32 protein-coding genes are annotated in these 21,949 nt (G+C 65.9%); 10 read left to right on the forward strand and 22 right to left on the reverse strand.

The features are described from left to right. The first annotated feature begins 4 nt into the window (after positions 1 to 4). The 8 genes from IEV56_RS04040 (at position 5) to IEV56_RS04075 (ending at position 7,754) form a co-directional block, all read left to right on the forward strand. A complete protein-coding gene (locus tag IEV56_RS04040; RefSeq protein ID WP_188448055.1) occupies positions 5 to 1,663 on the forward strand; it encodes a fatty acid CoA ligase family protein in 1,659 nt (552 codons plus the stop codon). Then, complete coding sequence (locus IEV56_RS04045) at positions 1,660 to 2,661, forward strand: NAD-dependent epimerase/dehydratase family protein (RefSeq protein WP_188448057.1); 1,002 nt, start codon at positions 1,660 to 1,662, stop codon at positions 2,659 to 2,661. Before IEV56_RS04040 ends, IEV56_RS04045 begins: the two co-directional genes overlap by 4 nt. After that, positions 2,658 to 3,293, forward strand: a complete 636-nt coding sequence (locus IEV56_RS04050; protein WP_188448059.1) for a ubiquinone biosynthesis accessory factor UbiJ — start codon at positions 2,658 to 2,660, stop codon at positions 3,291 to 3,293. The genes IEV56_RS04045 and IEV56_RS04050 overlap by 4 nt, the downstream gene beginning before the upstream one ends. After that, on the forward strand, positions 3,290 to 4,921 hold the full coding sequence (gene ubiB / locus IEV56_RS04055; protein WP_188448062.1) for a 2-polyprenylphenol 6-hydroxylase: 1,632 nt from the start codon (positions 3,290 to 3,292) through the stop codon (positions 4,919 to 4,921). The genes IEV56_RS04050 and ubiB overlap by 4 nt, the downstream gene beginning before the upstream one ends. Next, the gene (locus tag IEV56_RS04060; protein WP_229730208.1) at positions 4,903 to 5,622 is read left to right on the forward strand and encodes a pseudouridine synthase; all 720 of its coding nucleotides are present in this window, start codon (positions 4,903 to 4,905) and stop codon (positions 5,620 to 5,622) included. The genes ubiB and IEV56_RS04060 overlap by 19 nt, the downstream gene beginning before the upstream one ends. Before the next feature lie 70 nt (positions 5,623 to 5,692). After that, positions 5,693 to 6,424, forward strand: coding sequence for a sel1 repeat family protein (locus tag IEV56_RS04065; RefSeq protein WP_188448064.1), 732 nt, complete (start codon positions 5,693 to 5,695; stop codon positions 6,422 to 6,424). Positions 6,425 to 6,434: 10 nt separating this feature from the next. Further along, on the forward strand, positions 6,435 to 7,067 hold the full coding sequence (locus IEV56_RS04070; protein ID WP_188448066.1) for a thymidine kinase: 633 nt from the start codon (positions 6,435 to 6,437) through the stop codon (positions 7,065 to 7,067). Between the two features lie 66 nt (positions 7,068 to 7,133). Then, the gene (locus tag IEV56_RS04075; protein ID WP_188448068.1) at positions 7,134 to 7,754 is read left to right on the forward strand and encodes a phosphoribosyltransferase; all 621 of its coding nucleotides are present in this window, start codon (positions 7,134 to 7,136) and stop codon (positions 7,752 to 7,754) included. 4 nt (positions 7,755 to 7,758) lie between these two features. Here the strand turns inward: IEV56_RS04075 and IEV56_RS04080 are convergent, their stop codons facing one another. The 13 genes from IEV56_RS04080 to mutM all read right to left on the reverse strand — a co-directional run bounded on the left by IEV56_RS04080 (position 7,759) and on the right by mutM (position 15,313). Continuing rightward, positions 7,759 to 8,220: a methyltransferase family protein gene (locus tag IEV56_RS04080; RefSeq protein WP_188448070.1), complete on the reverse strand. Its 462-nt coding sequence runs from the start codon at positions 8,218 to 8,220 to the stop codon at positions 7,759 to 7,761. A gap of 21 nt (positions 8,221 to 8,241) precedes the next feature. After that, a complete protein-coding gene (gene sodC / locus IEV56_RS04085) occupies positions 8,242 to 8,760 on the reverse strand; it encodes a superoxide dismutase family protein (RefSeq protein WP_188448072.1) in 519 nt (172 codons plus the stop codon). A 78-nt stretch (positions 8,761 to 8,838) separates the two neighbouring features. Continuing rightward, positions 8,839 to 9,189, reverse strand: coding sequence for a hypothetical protein (locus tag IEV56_RS04090; protein ID WP_188448074.1), 351 nt, complete (start codon positions 9,187 to 9,189; stop codon positions 8,839 to 8,841). Between the two features lie 77 nt (positions 9,190 to 9,266). After that, positions 9,267 to 9,686 (reverse strand): hypothetical protein, encoded by a 420-nt coding sequence (locus tag IEV56_RS04095; RefSeq protein ID WP_188448076.1) that lies wholly within the window; start codon positions 9,684 to 9,686, stop codon positions 9,267 to 9,269. A gap of 30 nt (positions 9,687 to 9,716) precedes the next feature. Beyond that, positions 9,717 to 10,238: a GNAT family N-acetyltransferase gene (locus IEV56_RS04100; protein WP_188448078.1), complete on the reverse strand. Its 522-nt coding sequence runs from the start codon at positions 10,236 to 10,238 to the stop codon at positions 9,717 to 9,719. A gap of 1 nt (position 10,239) precedes the next feature. After that, the gene (locus IEV56_RS04105; protein WP_188448080.1) at positions 10,240 to 10,578 is read right to left on the reverse strand and encodes an antibiotic biosynthesis monooxygenase family protein; all 339 of its coding nucleotides are present in this window, start codon (positions 10,576 to 10,578) and stop codon (positions 10,240 to 10,242) included. 73 nt (positions 10,579 to 10,651) lie between these two features. After that, positions 10,652 to 10,918, reverse strand: a complete 267-nt coding sequence (locus IEV56_RS04110; RefSeq protein ID WP_229730173.1) for a BrnA antitoxin family protein — start codon at positions 10,916 to 10,918, stop codon at positions 10,652 to 10,654. Then, positions 10,908 to 11,183 carry a BrnT family toxin gene (locus IEV56_RS04115; protein WP_188448083.1) on the reverse strand — a complete coding sequence of 92 codons (276 nt, stop codon included), beginning with the start codon at positions 11,181 to 11,183 and terminating at the stop codon, positions 10,908 to 10,910. The genes IEV56_RS04110 and IEV56_RS04115 overlap by 11 nt, the downstream gene beginning before the upstream one ends. Positions 11,184 to 11,326: 143 nt before the next feature. Next, complete coding sequence (locus IEV56_RS04120; protein ID WP_188448085.1) at positions 11,327 to 11,746, reverse strand: MAPEG family protein; 420 nt, start codon at positions 11,744 to 11,746, stop codon at positions 11,327 to 11,329. A gap of 470 nt (positions 11,747 to 12,216) precedes the next feature. Beyond that, entirely contained in the window at positions 12,217 to 13,341 is a 1,125-nt protein-coding gene (locus IEV56_RS04125; RefSeq protein ID WP_188448087.1) for a hypothetical protein, read from the reverse strand. Positions 13,342 to 13,515: 174 nt separating this feature from the next. Continuing rightward, the gene (locus tag IEV56_RS10665; protein WP_268235750.1) at positions 13,516 to 13,647 is read right to left on the reverse strand and encodes a hypothetical protein; all 132 of its coding nucleotides are present in this window, start codon (positions 13,645 to 13,647) and stop codon (positions 13,516 to 13,518) included. Positions 13,648 to 13,806: 159 nt separating this feature from the next. Continuing rightward, entirely contained in the window at positions 13,807 to 14,454 is a 648-nt protein-coding gene (locus IEV56_RS04130; protein WP_188448089.1) for a hypothetical protein, read from the reverse strand. Between the two features lie 46 nt (positions 14,455 to 14,500). After that, entirely contained in the window at positions 14,501 to 15,313 is an 813-nt protein-coding gene (gene mutM, locus IEV56_RS04135; protein WP_188448091.1) for a bifunctional DNA-formamidopyrimidine glycosylase/DNA-(apurinic or apyrimidinic site) lyase, read from the reverse strand. A 74-nt stretch (positions 15,314 to 15,387) separates the two neighbouring features. On the opposite strand from mutM, the gene acs reads away from it, so the two are divergent. After that, a complete protein-coding gene (gene acs, locus IEV56_RS04140; protein ID WP_188448093.1) occupies positions 15,388 to 17,334 on the forward strand; it encodes an acetate--CoA ligase in 1,947 nt (648 codons plus the stop codon). Positions 17,335 to 17,341: 7 nt separating this feature from the next. Then, a complete protein-coding gene (locus IEV56_RS04145; RefSeq protein WP_188448096.1) occupies positions 17,342 to 18,070 on the forward strand; it encodes a class I SAM-dependent methyltransferase in 729 nt (242 codons plus the stop codon). On the opposite strand, the gene crcB is transcribed toward IEV56_RS04145, so the two are convergent. The 9 genes from crcB to IEV56_RS04190 all read right to left on the reverse strand — a co-directional run bounded on the left by crcB (position 18,052) and on the right by IEV56_RS04190 (position 21,946). Further along, positions 18,052 to 18,435 carry a fluoride efflux transporter CrcB gene (gene crcB, locus IEV56_RS04150; protein WP_188448098.1) on the reverse strand — a complete coding sequence of 128 codons (384 nt, stop codon included), beginning with the start codon at positions 18,433 to 18,435 and terminating at the stop codon, positions 18,052 to 18,054. The genes IEV56_RS04145 and crcB overlap by 19 nt on opposite strands. Before the next feature lie 43 nt (positions 18,436 to 18,478). Next, positions 18,479 to 18,919 carry an MOSC domain-containing protein gene (locus IEV56_RS04155; protein ID WP_188448100.1) on the reverse strand — a complete coding sequence of 147 codons (441 nt, stop codon included), beginning with the start codon at positions 18,917 to 18,919 and terminating at the stop codon, positions 18,479 to 18,481. Between the two features lie 29 nt (positions 18,920 to 18,948). Beyond that, complete coding sequence (locus IEV56_RS04160; RefSeq protein WP_188448102.1) at positions 18,949 to 19,197, reverse strand: hypothetical protein; 249 nt, start codon at positions 19,195 to 19,197, stop codon at positions 18,949 to 18,951. Between the two features lie 83 nt (positions 19,198 to 19,280). Further along, entirely contained in the window at positions 19,281 to 19,430 is a 150-nt protein-coding gene (locus IEV56_RS04165) for a hypothetical protein (protein ID WP_188448104.1), read from the reverse strand. Between the two features lie 48 nt (positions 19,431 to 19,478). Continuing rightward, the gene (locus tag IEV56_RS04170) at positions 19,479 to 19,937 is read right to left on the reverse strand and encodes a DUF4442 domain-containing protein (RefSeq protein ID WP_188448106.1); all 459 of its coding nucleotides are present in this window, start codon (positions 19,935 to 19,937) and stop codon (positions 19,479 to 19,481) included. Between the two features lie 8 nt (positions 19,938 to 19,945). After that, positions 19,946 to 20,191, reverse strand: a complete 246-nt coding sequence (locus IEV56_RS04175; protein WP_229730174.1) for a DUF2798 domain-containing protein — start codon at positions 20,189 to 20,191, stop codon at positions 19,946 to 19,948. A gap of 83 nt (positions 20,192 to 20,274) precedes the next feature. Further along, positions 20,275 to 20,817 (reverse strand): flavin reductase family protein, encoded by a 543-nt coding sequence (locus IEV56_RS04180; RefSeq protein ID WP_188448108.1) that lies wholly within the window; start codon positions 20,815 to 20,817, stop codon positions 20,275 to 20,277. 33 nt (positions 20,818 to 20,850) lie between these two features. After that, on the reverse strand, positions 20,851 to 21,399 hold the full coding sequence (locus tag IEV56_RS04185) for a GNAT family N-acetyltransferase (RefSeq protein WP_229730175.1): 549 nt from the start codon (positions 21,397 to 21,399) through the stop codon (positions 20,851 to 20,853). Positions 21,400 to 21,490: 91 nt separating this feature from the next. Beyond that, a complete protein-coding gene (locus tag IEV56_RS04190; RefSeq protein WP_229730176.1) occupies positions 21,491 to 21,946 on the reverse strand; it encodes a hypothetical protein in 456 nt (151 codons plus the stop codon). Positions 21,947 to 21,949 lie beyond the last annotated feature (3 nt).

Here is a 21,949-nt window from a genome sequence, read left to right on the forward strand (position 1 = left end):
CGCGATGCCCGAGTTGACCAACATCGCGGACATCCTGCCGTCGCGCGCGGCCGAGCTCGGCGATGCCGTCGCCATCCGCTGCCCCGGCGGCAAGTGTTCCGGCGGTTTCGCCCGTTACGACCAGACCATCAGCTACCGCGCGCTCGACGCGCGGGTGACCGAGCTGGCGCGCGGCCTGCAGGCCTACGGCATCGGCCGCGGCACGCGCGCGGTGGTGATGCTGAAGCCGTCCATCGACTTCTTCCTGGTGATGTTCGCCCTGCTGCGCAACGGCGCGGTGCCGGTGCTGATCGATCCGGGCATCGCGCGCTCCGCACTCAAGCAGTGCCTGCGCGAAGCCGAGCCGCAGGCCTTCATCGGCATTCCGCTGGCGCAGCTGGCGAAAGTGCTGCTGCGTTGGGCGCCGGGCGTGCGCCGCAAGGTCACCACCGGGCCGCTGCCCTGGTTCGGCGGCAAGACCCTGGCTGCCGTGGAGGCCCTCGGCCGCGCCAGCCGCGCCGAACTGCCGGTCGTCGACGGTGAGGACGAGGCCGCCATCCTGTTCACCTCCGGCTCCACCGGCGTGCCCAAGGGCGTGCTGTACCGGCACCGCCACTTCACCGCGCAGGTGCGTCTGCTGCAGCAGGCGTTCTCGGTCGAGCCCGGCGGCGTCAGCCTGCCGACCTTCCCGCCGTTCGCCCTGTTCGATCCGGCGCTCGGCCTGACCAGCGTAATCCCGGACATGGATCCGCGCCGCCCCGGCAGCGCCGATCCGCGCAAGCTGCTGCACGCCATCGAACGCTTCGGCGTCACCCAGCTGTTCGGTTCGCCGGCGTTGATGGCGGTGCTGGCCACGCACGGCCAGCCGATGCCCGGCCTGCGCTGCGTGATTTCCGCCGGCGCGCCGGTGCCGGCCGCCACGGTCGAACGCATCCGCGCCCTGTGCGCGCCCGAGGCCCGGTTCTGGACGCCGTACGGCGCCACCGAATGCCTGCCGGTGGCGGTGATCGACGGCGCGCAGCTGGAACTGACCCGCGCCGGCACCGAGCAGGGCTTCGGCACCTGCGTCGGCTGGGCCTTGCCGGAAAACCAGGTGCGCCTGATCCGCATCGACGATGACGCCATCGAGGCCTGGGACGACGCGCTGTGCGTGCCGCCGGGCGAGATCGGCGAAGTCACCGTGGCCGGGCCGAGCGCCACCGACAGCTATTTCCGCCGTGATGGCGCCAACCGGCTCGGCAAGATCCACGAAACCCTGCCCGACGGCGGCACGCGCGTCGTGCACCGCATGGGCGATCTGGCCTGGCAGGATTCGCAGGGCCGGCTGTGGTTCTGCGGCCGCAAATCGCAGCGTCTGCAGACCCTGCAGGGCCTGCTCGGCACCGAGAACGTCGAGCCGGTATTCAACCGCCATCCGGCGTTGAAGCGTAGCGCGCTGGTCGGTGTCGGCGAGTACGGCCGGCAGAAGCCGGTGCTGTGCCTCGAGCTCGATCCGGCGCAGCCGATGCCGCGCGAGATCCTGTTCGAGGAGCTGCGGCAGATCGCGCGTGCGCACCGGCATACCCAGCACATCGACACCTTCCTGGTGCATCCGGGCTTCCCGGTCGATATCCGCCACAACGCCAAGATCGGCCGCGAGCAGCTGACGGCTTGGGCCACGCAGCAGCTGGAGCGCACGCGGTGAAGGTGCTGGTCACCGGCGGTAGCGGCTTCCTCGGCCTGGCGCTGTGCCGGGCGCTGCGCGCGCGCGGCGATACGGTGGTCAGCCTGCAGCGCAATCACTCAGGGGCCTTGGACGCGCTCGGCGTGATCCAGGTGCTGGGCGCATTGGACGATGCCGAAGCCGTGCGCCGGGCCGTGGCCGGCGTGGACGCGGTGCTGCACAACGCCGCCAAGGCCAGCGGCTGGGGCGCGTGGGACGATTTCTACCGCACCAACGTCACCGGCACCGAGGTGCTGTTGGCCGAAGCCCGCGCCGCCGGCATCCGCCGTTTCGTGTATACCTCCACGCCGAGCGTGGTGCATGCCGGCCGCCGCGCGGTGGCCGGCGGAAACGAAATCGACACGCCCTACGGCACGCGCTTTTCCGCGCATTATCCGCACACCAAGATGCTGGCCGAACGCGCCGTGCTGGCCGCCGACGCGCCGGATTTCGCCACCGTGGCGCTGCGGCCGCGGTTGATCTGGGGTCCGGGCGACACCCAACTGCTGCCGCGTCTGGCCGAACGCGCGCGCGCCGGCCGTCTGCGTTTCATCGGCGACGGCGGCAACCGCATGGACTGCACCTACGTCGACAACGTGGTGCAGGCGCATCTGCAGGCGCTGGACGCGTTGGCCCCGGGCGTCGCCTGCGCCGGCAAGGCCTACTTCATCTCCAACGCCGAGCCCAAGCCGGTGCGCGAGATCGTCAACGGCCTGCTGGCTGCCGCCGGCGCGCCGCCGGTGACGCGCAGCCTGCCGTATCCGCTGGCCTACGGCTTGGGCGCGCTGTGCGAGGCGTTGTGGACCGTGCTGCGCCTGGGCGGCGAACCGCCGATGACGCGCTTCCTGGCCGAACAACTGTCGACCGAGCATTGGTATGATGTCTCGGCAGCCCGCCGCGATTTCGGTTACGTGCCGCAGGTGTCCTTCGCCGAAGGACTGCGCCGTCTGCAGGACAGCTGCCGGAAGCCCGAATCATGAATACGCCCGCTTCGCCCTTCGATGCCGTCAAACCGCTCGCCGGCCGTGTGCTGGAACAGGCCTTGAACCGCCTGCTCGCGCTCGACGAGGCCAGCCGCGACAAGCTGCGCACGCTCGACGGCCGCCGCATCGAGGCGCATCTGCAGTCGCCGGACATCGCCCTGGCCATCGACGTGCGCGAAGGCCATCTGCACATCGGCCCGGTCACGCCCGGTGTCGAAGCCGACGTCAGCGTCAAGAGCCGGTTGTCCGGCCTGCTGCAATCCCTGCCGCTGCTGGCGCAGGGCAAGACCGCCGTCGGCGCCATGCGCATCAGCGGCGACGTCGAGCTGGCGCGCGTCCTGCAGGATCTGGTCAAGGGCTTCGATCCCGACTGGCAGGCGCCGTTCGTCACCGCCTTCGGCCCGGTGCTCGGCCCGCAGGTGGCCAAAATGCTGCGCGAAGGCCTGCGCCACGCGCGCGTCAGCGCCGCCAATCTGGCGCGCTCCGGCGCCGAATACGCCACCGAGGAAGCGCGCGTGGTGGTCGGCCGCGCCGAGCTCGAGGCCTTCCACGCCGATGTCGACCGGCTGCGCCAGCGCGGCGACCGCCTGCAGGCGCGGGTCGATCGCCTGTTGGACGGCCTGCGATGAAACCGATGCTGCGCGCGTTGGCGATCGTGCGCACCGCCTCGCGCTACGGCCTGGACGAATGGCTGCCGGCTTCGCGCGCCACGCCGTTGGTGCGCCTGTTCAAGCTGTTTTCGCCGACCGCCAAGGCGCACCGCGAGCAGCCGCGCGGCGTGCGCCTGCGGCTGGCGCTGCAGGAGCTCGGCCCGCTGTTCGTCAAGCTCGGCCAGGTGCTGTCCACCCGGCGCGACCTGCTGCCGGGCGACATCGCCGATGAATTGGCCGGTCTGCGCGATCAGGTCAAACCCTTCGATTCCAGCGAGGCCAAGGCCATCGTGGCCGAGGCCTTGGGCAAACCCCTGGCCGAGCTGTTCGAGCGCTTCGACGACGAGCCGCTGGCCTCGGCCTCGATCGCGCAGGTGCATGCCGCCTGGCTGCCGGACGGCCGCGCGGTGGTGGTCAAGGTGCTGCGGCCGGGCATCGAAGACCGCATCGGCAAGGACATCGCGTTGATGCGCCTGCTGGCCGACGGTATCCGCCGCCTGCACCCGAACGCCGACAAGATCCGCCCGCACGACGTGGTGGCCGAACTGGAGACCACGCTGCTGGCCGAATGCGACCTGCAGCGCGAGGCCGCCAACGCCAGCCTGATGCGCCGGCTGTGGCAGGACGGCGCCGAACTGCAGGTGCCGGCCATCGAGTGGAACCTGACCCGCGAACGCGTGCTGGTGATGGAGCGCGTGTACGGCGTGCCGGCCGACAGCATCGACGAGCTCGACCGGCTCGGCGTCGACCGCCGCGCGCTGGCCGCGCAGGCCGTGCGCATCCTGTACCGGCAGGTGTTCCGCGACAACTACTTCCACGCCGACGCGCATGCCGGCAACATCTGGGTCGACGTCCGCGAGCCGGCCAAGGCCGGCTTCATCGCGCTCGATTTCGGCATCGTCGGCCAGCTCAGCGAGCAGGACCAATACTACCTGGCCGAGAACTTCATGGCCATCTTCCGCAAGGACTACCGCGCCATCGCGCGCCTGCACGTGCAGGCCGGCTGGATGCCGGCGCATCTGCGTCTGGACGAGCTGGAGGCGGCGGTGCGCGCGGTGTGCGAGCCGTACTTCACCCGGCCGCTGTCGGAGTTCTCGATCGCCGAGGTGATCGGCAAGCTGCTGCGCACCGCGCAGAAATACGAACTGACCCTGCAGCCGCAATTGATCCTGCTGCAGAAGACCCTGCTCAACACCGAAGGTCTGGCGCGCACGCTCGATCCGACGATCGACCTGTGGGCGGTGGCTCGGCCGGTGCTGGAGGACATCCTGCGCACGCGTTACAGCCCCAAATCCGTGGTCGAACGCCTGCGCGCGCGTTGGCCGGAACTGGCGCGCGACGCCGCCGACTTGCCGGCGCTGCTGCAGGCCTTTCTGGTCAAGCAGGTGCAGGGCGAATCCGATATCCGCATGCGCTCCGAGGACATCGCGCGCCTGGTCGCGGTCAGCCAGCGCAACCAGCGCCAGCTGTTCGCGTTGGTCTTGGGCGTGACCGCCGCGCTGGCCGCTGTGGCGTTGCATGTGTTCGGCGCCGAAGCGTCCTGGCGTTACGCCAGCATCGCCGTCGCCGTGCTGGCGTTCGCCGCCGCCTGGCCGCGCCGCCTGTGAGCGAAGCCGCCCTGGCGGTGCTGTACCGCGATGACGTGTGCGCGGTGGTCGACAAACCGGCCGGATTGATGGCGCATGCCAGCGGCCTGTCGCGCGGCGAAGACGATTTCCTGCTGCACCGCCTGCGCGAGCAGTTCGATTCGCGCGTGCACCTGATCCACCGGCTCGACCGCGCCACCAGCGGCTGCGTGCTGGTCGCGTTCGATTCCGGCACCGCCGCCGCGCTGGGCAAGGTGTTCATGGGCCGCGAGGTGCGCAAGGATTATTACGCGGTCTGCCGCGGATGGCCGGAAGCGGCCTTCACCGTCGACCACGCGCTGGACGGCGGCCCCGGCAAGCCGGAGAAGAAGCCGGCGGTCACCGAATTCGAGCGCCTGGCCACCGCCGAGCTGCCGGTGCCGAGCGCGGAGCATCCGACCTCGCGCTACGCGCTGCTGCGCTGCATGCCCATCACCGGCCGCTTCCGCCAGATCCGCCGGCACCTCAAGCATGTCTCGCATCACCTGATCGGCGACACCAGCCACGGCGACGGCCGGCACAACCGCGCGTTCCGCATGCTCGGCGTGCACCGCATGCTGCTGCATGCCGGCCGTTTACGCTTCGCTCACCCGGTATCGGGTGAACTGGTCGACGTGCGCGCGCCGTTGGACGCCGAGTTCTCCAAGGCACTGGCTCTACTCGGCATCGCGCCGCCGGCATGACCGATGGCACGCGCTGACGCGCGCCGCCGTGCGTAGGCTGTACCGCAATCCCCGCGAAGGAGTTTCCGCGATGAACCGTTTCCTGTTGATTGTCCTGTTCTGGTCCGCCACCGCCGGCGCGTCCGACGCACCGGCTCCGGCCTCGGCGCTGGACGGCCCCGACGACACCCGCTTCATCGTGCAGTCGCGCAGTTTCCTGGCCAGCCATCCGGATCTGCGCGCGCGCATCCTGGGCATGAAGAGCTACGCCAAGGGCGAACACCGCGAGGCGCTGCGCCAGTTCCGCAAAGGCGCCTACTACGCCGACAAGCCCTCGCAGGCGATGGTGGCCGAGATGCTGTGGAAGGGCGAGGGCGCGGCCACCGACCGCGCCGAGGCCTATGTCTGGATGGACATGGCGGCCGAGCGCCTGTACCGGGACCTGGTGGCCAAACGCGAACAGTATTGGGCCGCGTTGAACGCGCAGGAGCGCGCCCGCGCGCTGGCCATCGGTCCGGGCCTGTACGCGCGCTACGGCGACGCCGCCGCCAAACCGCGCATCGAGCATGTTTTGCAGCGCGACCGGCGCAACATCACCGGCAGCCGCACCGGTTTCGTCGGCACCTTGCGCATCGAAGTGCCGGGCCCCGGCGGCATGCCGATCACCATCAACGGCGAGGATTTCTACCAGGACCGCTTCTGGCAACCGGAAGACTACTGGAAATGGCAGAATGTCACGTGGAAGGCGTTGCCGACCGGCACCGTGAACGCCAGCGAACTGCAGGCGGTTCCGCCCAAGCCCTCCGAAACCGACAAGCCCTGAGGACCTCCGTTTGGCCAAGCTGTACTTCTACTACTCGACCATGAACGCCGGCAAGACCACGACCTTGCTGCAGAGCGCGTACAACTACCACGAGCGCGGCATGCGCACCTTGATCCTGACGCCGAAGCTGGACCACCGCGCCGGCGTCGGCGTGGTCGCCTCGCGCATCGGGCTGAAGGCCAACGCGATGACCTTCACCGGCGACGACGACCTGGCCACGCTCACCCGCCAGGCGCTGGCGGCCAAGGGCAAGATCGACTGCGTGCTGGTCGACGAAGCGCAGTTCCTGAGCAAGGCCCAGGTCTGGCAACTGACCGAAGTGGTCGACGCGCTCGGCATTCCGGTGCTGGCCTACGGCCTGCGCACCGATTTCCGCGGCGAGCTGTTCGAAGGCAGCCAGTACCTGCTGGCCTGGGCCGACAACCTGGTGGAGCTGAAGACCATCTGCCACACCGGCCGCAAGGCCAATATGGTGGTGCGCGTGGACGAACACGGCCGCGCGGTGACCGACGGCCCGCAGGTCGAGGTCGGCGGCAACGAGCGTTACGTGTCGGTGTCGCGCCCGGAGTTCAAGAAGATCATGGCCGGCGAAAGCGCCATCGAACTGCAGCAGGCGGTATTGCCGCTCGACCAGGGCGACTGAACCCGCTGCTGGCCGGTTCCGGCCGCCTGCGCCATAATCGGGCCGTATCCGCCTGCGGAGTGGCCGATGTTCCGAGACCGCCAAGACGCCGCCGAACGGCTGGCCGGCGCGCTGGCGCCGTACGCCGGCCGGCATCCGCTGATCCTGGCCATTCCGCGCGGCGCGGTGCCGATGGCGCGCATCCTAGCCGAGCGCCTGGGCGGCGAGTTCGATGTGGTGCTGGTGCGCAAGATCGGCTCGCCGTTCAATCCCGAAGTCGCGGTCGGTGCGGTCGATGAGGCCGGCCAGGTCTATGTGGCGCCGCACGCGGCGGCACACGGCGCCGACGCCGCCTATCTGGACGAGGAGGCGCGGGTGCAGCGCCGGCTGATGGCCGCACGCCGCGCGCGCTACACCCCGGCGCGCGCGCCGATCGAGCCCGCCGGCCGCACGGTGATCGTGGTCGACGACGGCTTGGCCACCGGCGCCACGATGATCGCGGCGTTGCGCGCGGTAAAGGCACGGCATCCGAAGGAATTGCTCGGCGCGGTGCCGGTGGCGGCCGCCGAGTCGCTGGCCGCGGTGCGCGCGATGGGCTTCACCTGCGTCTGCCTGCACACGCCCGAGGATTTCGGCAGCGTCGGCGCCTATTACCGGGCGTTTCCGCAGGTGGACGACGACGAGGTGGTGGCGCTGCTGTCGGGCTGAACGCTTACAGCCAGCGCCGCACGCGCGTGCGGTAGGCGTCGAACCCGGCGCCGAACAGGCGCGCGAGCATGCGTTCTTCCGGAATGATCTGGAAGCGGGTGATGAACGCCACGAACAGCGCCACCCCGAGCCAGGCCAGCGGCGCGTCCAGATACAGCGCCCACGCCGTCAGGAAGCAGGTCATGCCCACATACATCGGGTTGCGGGTGATGCGGTACACGCCGTCGCATACCAGCGCGCTGGCTTTCTCCGGATGCAGCGGATTGACCGTGGTGCGCCGGCGCCGGAAGGCGTACAGGCCGGCGAAATCGAAACCGATGCCGGCCAGCACCAACGCCGCGATCAGCGTCCAGTTCAGCGCCGCCGGCAAGGCCAGCTGCAGGGTGTTGGCGTCGATCCACGCCATCAGCGCGCCGCACAGCAAGGCCACCAACGGCGGCGGGACTTTCGTTTCCAGGCGCTGCATGGCGCGGGCCTTGACGGAGGCTTATTCGATGACGCCGCAGGCGATGCGCGCGCCGCCGCCGCCCAGCGGCGCCGGATGGTCGGCGTGGTTGTCGCCGCCGGCATGCACCATCAGCGCACGGCCGCTCAGGTCGGCGGCTTTCAGGCGCGGCGCCAACACCGGCTGCGTGGCCGAACCTTCGGCGTCCACGTACAGCGCCGGCAAATCGCCGCGGTGGCCGTCGCCCCAGGGCGAATCGTGGGTGCCGCTCTTGTCCGGATCCCAATGGCCGCCGGCGGCCAAGGCCGCGACCGGCTTGCCGTCTTTATCTTTCGGTGCGCAGCTCGGGTTTTCGTGCAGATGGAAGCCGTGCAGACCCGGTGGCAGACCGCGCAGCTGCGGCGTCAGCACCAGGCCGTAGGCGCTGTCCTGCGCGTTGACCTCGCCGATCCAGGCGTGCTTGCCGTCGGCGTCCACCAGATCCATCGGAACCACGCGTTCGGCGGCGTGCACGGCGGTGCCCGCGCTTGCGAGCAGGAAGGCGGTAAGCAGGGATTTCATGGGCGTCCTCCAAGCGGGAATTCACGTTCCCATAGCCTAACGGATTTGCCCGGCGCGCGCGTCAAGGACGCGTGCGGCTCAACCCATCGCCAGACCGAGCAGGATGATCGACATGCTGCCGACCAGAGTGACCGCCGAAAGCACGGTGCCGACGATGGCCAGGGTCTTGTTGCGGTTCTGCTGCACCAGGCCGCCGATGCCCAGGCCGAGGCCGAGCAGGGCCGCGCCCATGAAGCCGACCAGGAACAGGCCGATCAGAATCGCTTCCGGCGAGTTCTCGTCCATGCCGCCGGGCGTGGCCGATTCCACCATGCCGGCCAGCATGATCAGCACGAAGATGGCCAGGGCCGAGACGATGGACAGGATCAGGGAGGCGATGCCAAGGCCGGACTGGCCCGGCGCAACGGTCGGCGCGGTTTGGTTTTCCATGGGTTCTATTCTTGTAATGGTGGATGTATTCCCCTGCCGCCATTACAGCCCGAACCGGCAGGGCCGTCAATCCTGACTCAGAACGGAAGGCTGTCCTGCCATTCGTCCACCAGCTGCAGCCGGCCGTGCACGGATTCCGCCAGTGCATGCAAGGCCGCGCGCACCGCGGGCGATTCGACCAGCGCATCGCTGATCGAACCGGTGGCGCCGGTCAGGCTCAACACCCATTGCCCGTTGTCTTCGCGCAGGGCGGTCCAGAACGCGCCGACGGCGATCTTGCCGGGTGCAGCCGGCATATCCGGATGTTCGCGCCGGAAGGCGCGCAGCCAGTCGTCCGGTTCGAACGCAAGGCTCAGGCCGTGTTCGCTACCCAGTTCGGCTAGCAACCTCTGCAGATCCGCGCCGTCACTGGGCGCGCACAGCGCAGCCAAGGCCGCCGCCAGCGTCGGCAGTTCGGCGCCGTTGAAGCGCAATTCACAAGTGAGGATGCGTGACATGGTCCAGTATCGCCCGCCGCGTGTCGCGGCTCAATGCCCGGGTAGCGGCCTGATCATCAGCACGTCGCGCTGCGGGTCTTCGCCCAGCACGAACACATGCTCGCCGACCTCGGTGAAGCCGCATTTGCGGTAGAACGCGATGGCGCGCGGATTGTGCTCCCACACGCCGAGCCAGACCGCGTCGGCGTTTTGCCGGCGCAGCTCGCCGGTGCAGGCGTCCATCAATGCTTGCGCCAGGCCTTTGCCGTGCCAGTCGTCGGCCACATACAGGCGCTGGATCTCGCCCGCGCGCGTGGCCGTGATGCAGCCCGGCGCATGGCCCATGCGCAGCTGCGCGAACGCCACCAGCCGGCCGTTGTGCTCGGCCACCAGGATGTGCAGCGCCGGGTCTTCCAGCTCTTCGCGTTGGATGTGCTCGCCGTAGCTGAGCCGGCAGTGCATGTCCATGTTCTCGGCGCAGTTGCTGGCGCCGAAGGTGGAACGGAACGTGGCTTCCTGCAGCTCGGCCAGGGCTTTGGCGTCGGCGGCAACGGCGGGGCGGATATGGGACATGTCAGTGTCCGGCGCGTTCGCGGCTGTTGGGCGTGATGTGCGCGATATGACCGTCGCCGTAGGAGCGCAGCACCTCCGACACCACCACATGGTAGCCCGCGTACCAACGCGCGTACTGGCGCTTGGCCTCCTGGTGTGCCGGATGCGTCGAGAACGCGCGTAGCGTGTCCAGGTCGGTCCAGTAATAGTTGGCGCAGCGGCGCGAACCGTCCGCGTTCTGCCAGGACTCCACGCCCAGATAGCCCGGCAGGGCGACGGCCGCGGCTTCGATGAGGTCGTTGAGCCGGTGGAATTCGGCGTCGTAGGTGCCGGGCTCCCAGATGAACGATGCGCAATACATGGATTGTCCTCCGGCGGCCAAATCGGCGCCTCTCGCCATTAAATGCGAGCCGAGGCGCCCGGTCAATCCATGCTCAGCGTTTGGCGGCGCGGGCCTGCGGCCGGCGTTTGCCGAGCACATCGGCCATGCGCGTCTGCCAGCCCGGACCGCTGGCTTTCCAGGCCAGAAGCACCGACTCGGGCAAACGGATGGTGACTTGCCGGCGCGGATCGGCGGCGAGCGGCCGACCGGCGCGTTTGAAGCGGCCGCGCGCCAACATATCCTCGTCGAGTTCGGGCAGTTCGGCGTATTCGCCGGAACGGACGCGATGCACGTCCACGCGCCGCAGGTCAGACTTCAAGGAAGGCGCCGATGCGGTTTTTTTCACGTTCATTGGCTTTCCTCATGCTGAAGATATGACGAACCTCGCCGCGCTGCGTGTAGCCGACCACCACCAGGCGGCCGGCCAGCGAGCCAAAGCACAGCATGCGCGTTTCGCCGTAATCTCGGCGGGTGTCCTCGACCTCGAACGTCAGCCCCGCGAACACCTCGGGCGCATCCTTGAAATCGAGTCCGCGCTCGTCCAGCGTCTTCCGGCGTTTGGCCGGATCATAGCTGACGCGCATGGTTTATTGTAACTACAGAAAATGGCCGCATCAAGCCTCCGCAGACAAGTCGCCGGCCGGCGGATGCCGGCGCGGATCGTATCTGGGAATTTCAGGCCGGATGCGGGTTCCGGTCTATCGGAGAATTCGGATTCGGGGCTCGGTCAGGCCGCCAGCGCGGCGAATAGCAGTTGCCAGGCCCAGAACAGGCCGATGCCCATTTGCACTGCGAACGCGCTGAAGCGCACGGTGACCGCCACCGGGCTGACGGATGCCAGATGCACCAGCGATTGGATCATGCGGCTGGCCATGAACACATACGCCAGCGGGTCGGTGATGCGGGTTTGGTCGGTGGCGATGGCCACCAGCAACAGTCCGCCGAACACCGGCAGGCTTTCCACGCAGTTGGCGTGCGCCCGTGCCAGGCGTTGCATGAAGGGCGACAGGCCGGCGTTGTCGGACGTGAAGCCGTTGGCTGGCACTTTGCCGCGCACCACCAGTTGCGAACGGATGATTTCCATGAGCAGCAGAAGCAATAACGCCCAAGTTATAAAGCCGGTTAGGACGATTAGGCTTGAAGACATTGATTATTCCTGTCGAAACTATTTTTTCGAAAAATTATCGGGATACGGTGCTGACGCCACCGCTACCGCTTGAAAGACCGAGAATAAATCCTAAGTAATAGAAAAGTCCGGTATTTGGCCTGCCTATTATTTGAATGTCCTCAAATACATGGATATCAAAAAGTGACAGTACCCAAGAAATTATGTTTGCGGCCAATGAAAAGGGAAATATAAATCCATGCCAAATTCCCCAAAAGAATCCATATGGGTCATAGATTGCATCGGGTGTATAGTGACTAGCGCAGCCTGAGATAATGAGAATTGAGATAAGGATAGTAATTTGATACGAGTACGATTTTTTTAATTTGGGTGAATTATTTGAGCTGGACAGATCAGTAAAGGCCATTTGACTTACCCTCGGATTCCTTTGATGATTAATCATTCTGCTTTATGAACCATATTTTCTATACGAAATGTTGTGGATAAAATGCCTAAGGGTAAGCAAGCTCTAATCCTTGCCGGTGGTCATCAGAAATTGAATCAATCAAGGATTGTAGCCAAGATAGAAAATTAGGCCAGGTATTTAACGAATAGATTTTGGTTCCATAACGACTTGGAATGTTAATTCGTCCATCTGCAAGTATGGCTGCCATAGGTTGGTCTACTAACATTACATCTACAAATGGTGAGTAAATAGATACGTGTTTTACATCATTTAGAAATCCCGAAAGTCTTCGTTTAGATTCTTCCAGGTTCTGGTAAGCGCCATTTCTTACTTGCTCTCGAAGAACTGCAAAGATTCGCGAAGATAACCATTCATTTGGAATGTTTGCAAAGTGGTCAGATCTAAAGAAATCATCAATTTGTTTATATTTTTCACCAATCCCGATATTTTTGGGTAATGCTTGAAACAAATTCTGAACAACCATCGACGAAATTGGTGAATCAAATAATGCGTTGTGGTCGCCTCTCGCTATCCTGGTTAGGTATTCATAATAAGTGTTGAGATAAATCTTTGCCGAATCACGCCTTTCAATTTCAACGTGGTCATAGAAAGATTCTTTAGATTTTCGCCATGCAGGAAAAACAGATTTAATTAGGCTTTCTACGCTTTGATTTTTGAGATTACGAATTTGCTCAATATCTCCCCTGTACTCTCTAATGTCGATACGAAAGTAATCTTCCCAGTGATTAATGTCTGAACGAATTGCCAATCGTCGATCAGGATGAAAGTCGCTGGGTTGATTCTGAACAAATGATTCGAATGCTTTTAGAATTTGGTCATGCTCTACTCGATAACTTGGCTCGAACTGATGGCCGCGTGATGTTGCCTTAATAAATTGCATTAAATCATCTTTATTGCGACCATCAAATCCTCGCCATTGGTGTGTTTCATCTTCATGTATTGAAGAAAATGGGGCTATCAAAACTTGGCTTGAAGTGGCGCGTTTGATTAATTCTGCTGCCTCTAGAAATCTAGAGTCTCGCTCACGAAATGCGGCGCTAAAAAAGAATTGGTCTAGATAAATGATTTTCTTGCGTAGTGGTGGAAGAGGAATGTTTTCGGAGTAATCGCAAAACATACATCCTCGTAACAAATGATTTGACTGAACCATGACATTACCGAATGAATCTTGGTTTTTGCACTGTGGACAGGAGCCAATCACTCTTGTAACCAACATTTTTTGTATTCTCCGTTTAGATCTTAGGCGAGAGGCTATAACAGATAGTCTAGAAGGCCATTAAACCACCCCAAATGTTTGGGTCAACCAGAATAATTCTCAGTTGAATTAGATAATCCCACCAATCAACCCCGCCGCAATCAGCACTAACAACGTCGACACCACATTCTGCACGCCGCTATAGGTGACTTTGGGCAGCAGGTGCGTGCCGGCGATGGCGCCTAGCATGGCGGCCAGCATAGCCGCCAACACCAGCGGCCAACGTTCTCAAATAGGGACCGCAATAGGGACGGAGGTGCCTCCATCCCCGATGTGTCAGGTCTGGCAATGCCCGCACCACGCCCCGGCGCGGTTGTTCAGGCTCGGCTCGGCAACGCATGTCAGGGTGGCGGCGGGGTGCTAGCGGGCCAGGTATTGTTCCGAATAGAACTGCCGAAGGAATTCCACGGTCTCCTTACGGCTCATGCCGCCCCTGCGGGCCAGCGATTCCTCCAGCGCCTTGCGGTATTCCTCGGTCTTCTGGAACTCGGCAAACTTGCGTGCGCGGTAGGCTTCGAACTCGGCGCGGCTGAGCGACAGCGCCTCCAGCACGCGTCCGGCGCGGATTCGGTAGATGCGGTAATGCGAATACGTGGAGGCGTAGCCCATGTGCACGTATTCTTCCATCTCGCCGTCAGGAATGATCAGCGCGCCGGTATACCATTCGGCGGGAGCCGGAACGGCCGGAACGAAATCCGCTGAAACGCTCCGTACGCCATACTGCTTGCTGACCTCGTCGTAGGTGGAGATTTTCACATCCGTCAGCAGCAGGCCGCCGTCGCGGATTTCCCAGGACGCCACGTAGCCACGCCAGTTGGCGGTGCTGCGCGTGGCGTCGGTCGGCGGGTTCCAATCGACCAGCTTCGGGTTCTGGCTGAGTGGATTGGTGTTCAGCGCATAGTCTTTGCCGTCGATCCGGATGGAGTCGGGAATCTGGGCGGTGGCATGGACGGCTTGGCCGAGAACAAGGCCAAGCAATAGGGCGAGGGTTTGGATGAGTGGGCGCACTAACCGATTAAACCATCCGATTTTATTTTGTCAACCGGATTTATTCTCAGGTCTGGCAATGCCCGCACCACGCCCCGGCGCGGTTGTTCAGGCGCGACTCGCGCAGCGGCCGTCCGCATTTCTTGCAGGGCTCGCCCTCGCGGCCGTACACGTCCAGTTCCTGCTCGAAGTAGCCGGGCTCGGAATCGGGGCTGAGGAAATCGCGCAAGGTGGTGCCGCCGCGTTCGATGGCGTAGGCCAGGATGGCCTTCACCGCCTCGGCCAGCTTCTCGTAGCGCGCCTTGCTCAGCGAGCCGGCCTCGCGCAGCGGCGAGATGCCGGCGCGGAACAGGCTTTCGGCGGCGTAGATGTTACCCACGCCCACCACCACGGCCTGGTCCATCAGGAAGGACTTGACCGCGGCGGTCTTGCCGCGGCTCTTGCGGTACAGGTACTCGCCGGTGAACTCCGGCGACAGCGGCTCCGGGCCGAGCTTCTGCAGCAGCGGATGGGTTTCGCCGAGCGGTTGCCAGAGCAGGCAGCCGAAGCGGCGCGGATCGGTGAAGCGGATGATGCGCTTGCCGCTGAGCTCGATGTCGACGTGGTCGTGCGTGCCGGCCGGGGTACCGGCCTTCAGCACCCGCATGCTGCCGGACATGCCCAGGTGCCAGAGCGCGCTGCCGGCCTGGGTGTGCATCAGCAGGTATTTGGCGCGGCGTTCGATGTCCAGGATGGTCTGGCCGGGCAGTTGCTCGACGATCTCGAACGGAATCGGCCAGCGCAGGCGGTCGCGGCGCAGCACCACGCCGGTGATGCGCTTGCCCAGGACATGCGGCGACAGGCCGCGGCGGGTGGTTTCGACTTCGGGCAATTCGGGCATGGCGGGGGCGGTTTCGCACGGGGAACCGATACCATACACTAGGGGCCTGTACGACCGCGTGAGAGCGTTTCCCGATGACCGAACTGTTCCCCGTGCCGGCCGAATTCGCCGGCCGTTCCGCCTATGACGCCGCCACCGTGGCGCGCCTGCGCGCCCGGGCCGAAACCGATTCCGAGGGCTTCTGGCGCGAGCAGGCGGCCCGGCTGAATTGGTCCACCCCGTTCACTGTGGTCAAGGACGTCAGCTTCGCGAAAGAAGACTTCCGCATCCGTTGGTTCCCGGATGGCGAACTGAACGTGGCGGTCAACTGCCTGGACCGGCACCTGGCCGAGCGCGGCGACAAGACCGCCATCCTGTGGGAATCCGACGATCCGTACACCCCGTCCGAGGCCATCAGCTACCGCGAACTGCACGCCCGCGTCTGCAAACTGGCCAACGCGCTGGAGCGCCTGGGCGTGGTCAAGGGCGACCGCGTCACCATCTACCTGCCGATGATCCCCGAAGCCGCGGTGGCGATGCTGGCCTGCGCCCGCATCGGCGCGGTGCATTCGGTGGTGTTCGCCGGCTTCTCGCCGGACGCCATCGCTTCGCGCATCGCCGACTGCGGCTCCAAGCTGGTGATCACCGCGTCGGCCGGCCAGCGCGGCGGGCGTTGGCTGCCGCTGAAGGCGCACGTGGATGACGCGCTCAAGCAGAAAGGCACGCACAGCGTGGAGACCGTGCTGGTGGTGCGCCACGGCCCGGACGCGCCGCCGATGCAGATGCCGCGCGACCGCTGGTACGACGTAGTGGTGGACGGCCAGCCGGCCGAACATGCGGCGGCGTCGATGAACGCCGAGGATCCGCTGTTCATCCTGTACACCTCCGGCTCCACCGGCAAGCCCAAGGGCGTGCTGCACACCAGCGCCGGCTACCTGCTGCACGCGGCGTTCACCCACGAAGCGGTGTTCGACCTGCGCGAGGACGACGTGTACTGGTGCACCGCCGACGTCGGCTGGATCACCGGTCACAGCTACGGCGTATACGGCCCGCTGTGCAACGGCGCCACCACGCTGCTGTTCGAGGGCGTGCCGAACTACCCGGACTTCTCGCGCTTCTGGCGGGTGGTCGACAAACACCAGGTCAGCATCTTCTACACCGCGCCGACCGCCATCCGCGCGCTGATGCGCGAAGGCGAGGCACCGGTGCAGGCCGGCTCGCGCAAATCGCTGCGCCTGCTCGGCACGGTCGGCGAGCCGATCAATCCCGAAGCCTGGACCTGGTACCACCGCGTGGTCGGCGAAGGCCGCTGTCCGGTGGTCGACACCTGGTGGCAGACCGAAACCGGCGGCATGCTGATCGCGCCGCTGCCGGCCGCCACCGCGCTCAAACCCGGTTCGGCCACGCTGCCGCTGTTCGGCGTGCATCCGGCCTTGGTCGACGCCGAAGGCAACGAGATCCAGGGCGCCGGCGAGGGCAATCTGGTGCTGCGCGATTCCTGGCCGGGCCAGATGCGCAGCGTGTACGGCGACCACGCGCGCTTCTTCGAGACCTACTTCAGCACCTATCCCGGCAGCTACTTCACCGGCGACGGCGCGCGCCGCGACGAAGACGGCTACTACTGGATCACCGGCCGCGTGGACGACGTGCTGAACGTGTCCGGCCACCGCCTGGGCACCGCCGAGATCGAGAGCGCGCTGGTCGCGCATCCGGACGTGGCCGAGGCCGCCGTGGTCGGCGCCCCGCACGATATCAAGGGCCAGGGCATCTACGTGTTCGTCACCCTGAAAGCCGGCCGCGCGCATTCGGTGGAACTGGGCAAGGCGCTGATCCAGCACGTGCGCGAGCACCTGAGCCCGATCGCCACGCCGGACTGGCTGCAATGGGCGCCGGGCCTGCCGAAGACGCGTTCGGGCAAGATCATGCGCCGCATCCTGCGCAAGATCGCCGAGAACCAGCCCGAGGCCCTCGGCGACATCTCGACCCTGGCCGACCCGTCGGTGGTGGCGCATCTGGTCGAGCACCGGCTGATCCGCGACTGAGCGCCGCATGCAGGACTACAGCGCCATCTTCGCCGTTCGTGCCGCGCAGTACCATCTGGCCATGCGCACGCATCCGCACGCGCGTGACGGCGAGTTCGGCGCCCTCTTGGAAGATTTGCCGGCCGATGCCATCGATGTGCTCGACGTGCCCGCCGGCGGCGGCTATCTGGATGCCTACCTGCCGGCCGGCACGCGCCTGAGCGCCTGCGATTTCAGCGTTGGCTTCGCGGCCGAAGGCGCGACCTTGGCCAGCCCCGAGCACCTGCCGTTTCCCGATGCATCCTTCGATGCGGTGCTGTCGCTGACCGGTCTGCACCATGTGCCGGCGCCGCGGCAGGACGCGTTCCTGGCCGAATGCCGGCGCGTGCTGCGGCCCGGCGGCCGCTTGCTGGTCGGCGAAGTGCTTGCCTGTTCGCCGGTGGACGGTTTCCTCAACGGCTTCGTGCACCGGCACAACAGCCAGGGCCATGAAGGCGTGTTCTTCGATGCCGGTTTCATCCCGCGCCTGCAAGCCGCCGGCTTCGGCGATGTCGCGATGCAGGTGCGGCATTATCCCTGGCGCTTCGACAGCGAGGCGGCGATGGTGTTCTATTGCCGCCATATGTTCGGCATCGACCGCGCCGCCGACGATACGCTGGCGGCCGGCTTGGCCGAGCATCTGGCCTACCGCATCGGGCCCGATGGCGCCGTGGCGCTGCCCTGGCAGCTGGTGTTCTTTCAGGGCGTGAAACGGTAAGCCAGGCCGATCGCGGCCAGGCCGCAGGCAAGGCTCGCCAGCACATACAGCGCCGCCATCGCCATATCGCCGCGTTTCAGCAGGTTGGCGGTTTCCAGCCCGAAGGCCGAGAACGTGGTGAAGCCGCCGAGCAGGCCGGTGAACAGGAACAGGCGCAGGCCGGGCGAGAACGCCGAATGCTTGGCGGCGTACGCGAACAATGCGCCGGCCACTAGGCACCCGGCCACGTTGACCGCGAACGTGGACCAGGGGAAGCGCTGGTTGAGGGTGTGCGGCAACAGCCAGTGCGAGACGGCGAAGCGCGCCACCGCGCCCAAGCCGCCGCCGACGGCCACGATTGCGGCATGGGGCAGGAATGCGTTCATGCGTTTAGGGTAGGCGTGGAACGGCGTGCGGGCAAGCGCGGATTCAATCCGCGAAGCCGACCGCGTCGCCGATGCGCACGCGGCCGGCGCGCCGCACCCGGCCGCAGACCCCGCCGCGCCAATCCGGCGTCAGCGCCGCGGTCAGACCGGCATGCTGCGCGTCCATGCGCGGGCAGGGATCGGTTTCCACCGTCAGCTCCAGCTCCACTTCGCCGATGCGCAGGATGCGGCCGACGTCGGCGGCCGAGAAGCGCAGGCCGTCCACCAGCAGATTGGCGCGCCGGAAAGTCCACGGCAGGTCGGCGCCGAGCTCGGCGCAGGCGTCGCGCCAACTGGGCAGGCTGAGCACGCTCACCTGGCGGCGGCCGGGCTTGCCGCGGGTGTCGGGCACCACGCCGGTCTCGCGGTCGATGTCGACTTCGGCGATTTCCAGCATGCGGCCTTTGGCCTGGCGGCGGAAGGCGATGGCGGCGAGTTCGGGCATGCCGCCGATTATGCACCGGAACGCCCGGCTCAGTCGATGTTGTGGCGGGCCTTGAAGCGCGCGATGTCCTCGCGCACGTCCGGCGCGAGCGTGGCGGCGTCGGCCCGCGCGAAGATGCGCGAGAGCGCGGCGCGCTCCTTGTCGTCGACCACGCCGTCGCCCAAGGCCAGCCGTTTCAGCATGGTCATCTCGTCGGCGTCGATGGTGTCGTCGTTGGCGAATATCCGCAGGAACGAATACTGCATGATCGCGTTCCAGGCGCTGTTTGAGTTGCTCATTGCGATATCCCCTGATTGCGGCCGGGCACTGCGGTTCCCGCCGGTCGGCCATCGGGGAAGATTACGCCGGTCGTGTGACGGTTTTATGACCGGCGGCGCCCGATCAGATACCATGCGCCGCCGATCAGCACCAGCAACAGGGGGATGGCGCCGGGCTCGCTGTCCTCGACGATCTTGAACGCCATCAGGGCGGCACCGACAGCTACGATCAGCAGGGGAATGAGTTTGCGCATGCGGAGTTCCTCCGGAGGTGGCCTACAGGATAACTCCGCGCGGCGGTTTCAGGTGCCGGCCTTGCCCGGCTTGCGGCGCACGTAGATCTGTTTGCGGATGCGCGCCACGGCATCGCCGGCGGCGTCCAGCACGTCCACCGGCAGCCAGCGCAGGTGCTTGTCGCCGTCGGCGGTCTCGGCCCGGATCGCGTCCAGCAGCGCGTCGTCGATGCGGAACTCGGCATGGACCGTGCCGCGCCCGGGTTTGACGAATTCGATCTCGCCGGCCTTGTCCCAGACGATGTAGTCCTTGCCCAGTCCACGCAACACCAGGAACATCCAGAACGGGTCGGTCATGGCGAACAGGCTGCCGCCGAAATGGGTGCCTACGTAGTTGCGGTTCCAGGGCCGCTGCCGCAACTCCACGCGCGCATGGCGGAAATCCGGCGCGAGCGACGTGACGTGGATGCCGGCGGCCAGGAACGGCGGCCACAGGTTGAACAGATGGCGCATCAACGAAGCGTTCATGGTCCGGCTCAGTGTCCGCGCGGTTCTTCTTTCAGCACCACGGCGACCAGCCGGTGCACCAGCGGCGCCACGAAGGTCACGGTCGGGAAGGCCACGACGAAGGCGAAACCCCAGGCCTTCAGCCAGCGCGGAAGCAGGTCGGGCACCAGACCGACGTTGAACAGGGTGATCACCAGCGACATGATGCAGGACATCAGCAGCGCCATGAAGAAGGCGAATACGAAACGGTGGTGCTTGCGGTCGATCAGGGACATGCGGCGGCGGACCTCAGGGGCAGTCCGCTATTATGCGGCGTGCCGCCCGCGCGCGGCAATGCCGATAGAGCCACGTGCCGGCGCTACACGCCGGGCGGCAGCTTGTCCGCCATCCGCTTCCGGCGGTCCAGGGTGCGGCCATCGACGATGAAACGGCCGTCGCCGACGGCGTGCACGCTGCGCCGCTCCCGGCGCGCCGGATTGACCCAGGCCGCCAGCGCTTCCAGCACCACGATGTCGTGCCGTTTGATGATCTCGACCACCCGGCATTCGATGTTGGCCAGGCACTCCTTGATCAGCGGCGCGTCGACCATCCTGCCCGGCAGCGGCGTCAGCCGGAATTCGGCGAACTTGTCGGTGTCCGCGCCGGAGCAGGTGCCGATGCCGACGGCTTTGTCGAGCAGGTCCGCGCCGGGAACCGCGATGACGCATTGCCGGGTCTTGCTCAGCGCCTTGAACGAGTGGTTCCAGGCGCCGGTGGTGAGCGCGAAGCGCGGGCTGAAATCCAGCACCATGGTCCAGGACAGGGTCATGATGTTGTCGCGGCCGCCATCGCGGGTGGTGACCAGCACCAACGGTCCGGGTTCCAGCAGGGTGAAGGCCTTTTCCAGCTTCAAGGACCGCATGGGCACTCCCGTCGCGTGTCGGATGGCCGCAGTCTAGCGCCGTGCGTCCCCGGGCGGCAAGCAGGCCGGCGTTACCGGCGCGCTCTGCAGCGAAACGGTCTTGCCGCCGGACAGGCGTTGGCTGCCGACTTCGGTGAAACCGAAGTCGCGGTGGAAGCGTTCCGAGGCCGGGTTCGGCGGATCGACGTCGAACTCGCAGACCACGCGTCCGTATCCGTGCGCCCGCGCGAAATCGAACAGGTCGCGGTACAGGCGCGAGGCCAGCCCCAGACCGCGTGCGGCCTCGGCCACCACGATGCGGTCGACATACAGGAAGTCGCGGTAACGCACGTCGAACCAGCGGTAGTTGACGCTGTCGTACGGTGCGCCGGGCGCGAACGCCAGCAGGAAGGCGAGCACGCGCCCGTCGTGCTGCGCCACCTTGTGGTAGGCCGCATGCGCATGCAGATGCGCCAGCCGCTCGGGCGTGAGCGGGCTGAGGAAATGCACCGAGGCGGCGTTCAGCGCCAGGATGTCGGCGAAATGGCGGGGCTCGCTCGCCATGGGCGTCGAATGGCCGTCGGCGTCCATCGGTCTGTTCATGCGCCGCCCGATGTATGGGGAAATCCAAGCGCCGCCCGCGCCGGAGCCGATATGCCGAAGATGCCGGTTGCCGATGCGTTCGCCTGTGCCATCACAGTTCCAGCTCCAGCGACTCCCCCACCGCCAGCGCCTGCCATCGGCGGTCGAGTTCGGCGATGCGGCCGCGCACGGCCCGGATGTCGTCGGCGCAGACCGCCAGCGGCGGGCATTGCCGCGCCTCGCAGGTTACCCGGTACAGGGCCAGCATGTCTTCGGGCGGACTGTCGCCGCCGGACCAGGCGTCGCCCTGGAACACCTCCACCAGGCGCTCGACGCCGTCGCTTTCGGCTTCAGGCGCCATACTGAACGCGGCGGTCTCGCCGTCGCGCACGCGCGACAGGAAGCCGCGCGCCTGCAACACGCTTTCCACCGCAAAATGCACCATGTCGTGCGGGATGATGCGCTGCTTCGGGCAGTCCACGGATTCGGTCGCGTCGCCGCGCTGGACCAGCAGGCGGTCGTATTTTCCGCTGCCTTTGACGAACACGAGCTTCACCGCCGTCTGCATACG

The sequence above is a fragment of the Arenimonas maotaiensis genome, from assembly GCF_014638745.1.
Taxonomy (GTDB): domain Bacteria; phylum Pseudomonadota; class Gammaproteobacteria; order Xanthomonadales; family Xanthomonadaceae; genus Arenimonas; species Arenimonas maotaiensis.

Coding starts and splice junctions, on each gene's coding strand:
- IEV56_RS04040 (WP_188448055.1), top strand. CDS start 5: ATGCCCGAGTTGACCAACATCGCGGACATCCTGCCGTCGCGCGCGGCC.
- IEV56_RS04120 (WP_188448085.1), bottom strand. CDS start 11,746: ATGTCTTCAAGCCTAATCGTCCTAACCGGCTTTATAACTTGGGCGTTA.
- sodC (WP_188448072.1), bottom strand. CDS start 8,760: ATGAAATCCCTGCTTACCGCCTTCCTGCTCGCAAGCGCGGGCACCGCC.
- mutM (WP_188448091.1), bottom strand. CDS start 15,313: ATGCCCGAATTGCCCGAAGTCGAAACCACCCGCCGCGGCCTGTCGCCG.
- IEV56_RS04125 (WP_188448087.1), bottom strand. CDS start 13,341: ATGGTTCAGTCAAATCATTTGTTACGAGGATGTATGTTTTGCGATTAC.
- IEV56_RS04170 (WP_188448106.1), bottom strand. CDS start 19,937: ATGAACGCTTCGTTGATGCGCCATCTGTTCAACCTGTGGCCGCCGTTC.
- IEV56_RS04190 (WP_229730176.1), bottom strand. CDS start 21,946: ATGCAGACGGCGGTGAAGCTCGTGTTCGTCAAAGGCAGCGGAAAATAC.
- IEV56_RS04160 (WP_188448102.1), bottom strand. CDS start 19,197: ATGAGCAACTCAAACAGCGCCTGGAACGCGATCATGCAGTATTCGTTC.
- IEV56_RS04165 (WP_188448104.1), bottom strand. CDS start 19,430: ATGCGCAAACTCATTCCCCTGCTGATCGTAGCTGTCGGTGCCGCCCTG.
- IEV56_RS04105 (WP_188448080.1), bottom strand. CDS start 10,578: ATGTATTGCGCATCGTTCATCTGGGAGCCCGGCACCTACGACGCCGAA.
- acs (WP_188448093.1), top strand. CDS start 15,388: ATGACCGAACTGTTCCCCGTGCCGGCCGAATTCGCCGGCCGTTCCGCC.
- crcB (WP_188448098.1), bottom strand. CDS start 18,435: ATGAACGCATTCCTGCCCCATGCCGCAATCGTGGCCGTCGGCGGCGGC.
- IEV56_RS04145 (WP_188448096.1), top strand. CDS start 17,342: ATGCAGGACTACAGCGCCATCTTCGCCGTTCGTGCCGCGCAGTACCAT.
- IEV56_RS04080 (WP_188448070.1), bottom strand. CDS start 8,220: ATGCAGCGCCTGGAAACGAAAGTCCCGCCGCCGTTGGTGGCCTTGCTG.
- IEV56_RS04100 (WP_188448078.1), bottom strand. CDS start 10,238: ATGTCCCATATCCGCCCCGCCGTTGCCGCCGACGCCAAAGCCCTGGCC.
- IEV56_RS04175 (WP_229730174.1), bottom strand. CDS start 20,191: ATGTCCCTGATCGACCGCAAGCACCACCGTTTCGTATTCGCCTTCTTC.
- IEV56_RS04090 (WP_188448074.1), bottom strand. CDS start 9,189: ATGGAAAACCAAACCGCGCCGACCGTTGCGCCGGGCCAGTCCGGCCTT.
- IEV56_RS04095 (WP_188448076.1), bottom strand. CDS start 9,686: ATGTCACGCATCCTCACTTGTGAATTGCGCTTCAACGGCGCCGAACTG.
- IEV56_RS10665 (WP_268235750.1), bottom strand. CDS start 13,647: ATGCTGGCCGCCATGCTAGGCGCCATCGCCGGCACGCACCTGCTGCCC.
- IEV56_RS04180 (WP_188448108.1), bottom strand. CDS start 20,817: ATGCGGTCCTTGAAGCTGGAAAAGGCCTTCACCCTGCTGGAACCCGGA.
- IEV56_RS04065 (WP_188448064.1), top strand. CDS start 5,693: ATGAACCGTTTCCTGTTGATTGTCCTGTTCTGGTCCGCCACCGCCGGC.
- IEV56_RS04115 (WP_188448083.1), bottom strand. CDS start 11,183: ATGCGCGTCAGCTATGATCCGGCCAAACGCCGGAAGACGCTGGACGAG.
- IEV56_RS04050 (WP_188448059.1), top strand. CDS start 2,658: ATGAATACGCCCGCTTCGCCCTTCGATGCCGTCAAACCGCTCGCCGGC.
- ubiB (WP_188448062.1), top strand. CDS start 3,290: ATGAAACCGATGCTGCGCGCGTTGGCGATCGTGCGCACCGCCTCGCGC.
- IEV56_RS04185 (WP_229730175.1), bottom strand. CDS start 21,399: ATGAACAGACCGATGGACGCCGACGGCCATTCGACGCCCATGGCGAGC.
- IEV56_RS04075 (WP_188448068.1), top strand. CDS start 7,134: ATGTTCCGAGACCGCCAAGACGCCGCCGAACGGCTGGCCGGCGCGCTG.
- IEV56_RS04155 (WP_188448100.1), bottom strand. CDS start 18,919: ATGCCCGAACTCGCCGCCATCGCCTTCCGCCGCCAGGCCAAAGGCCGC.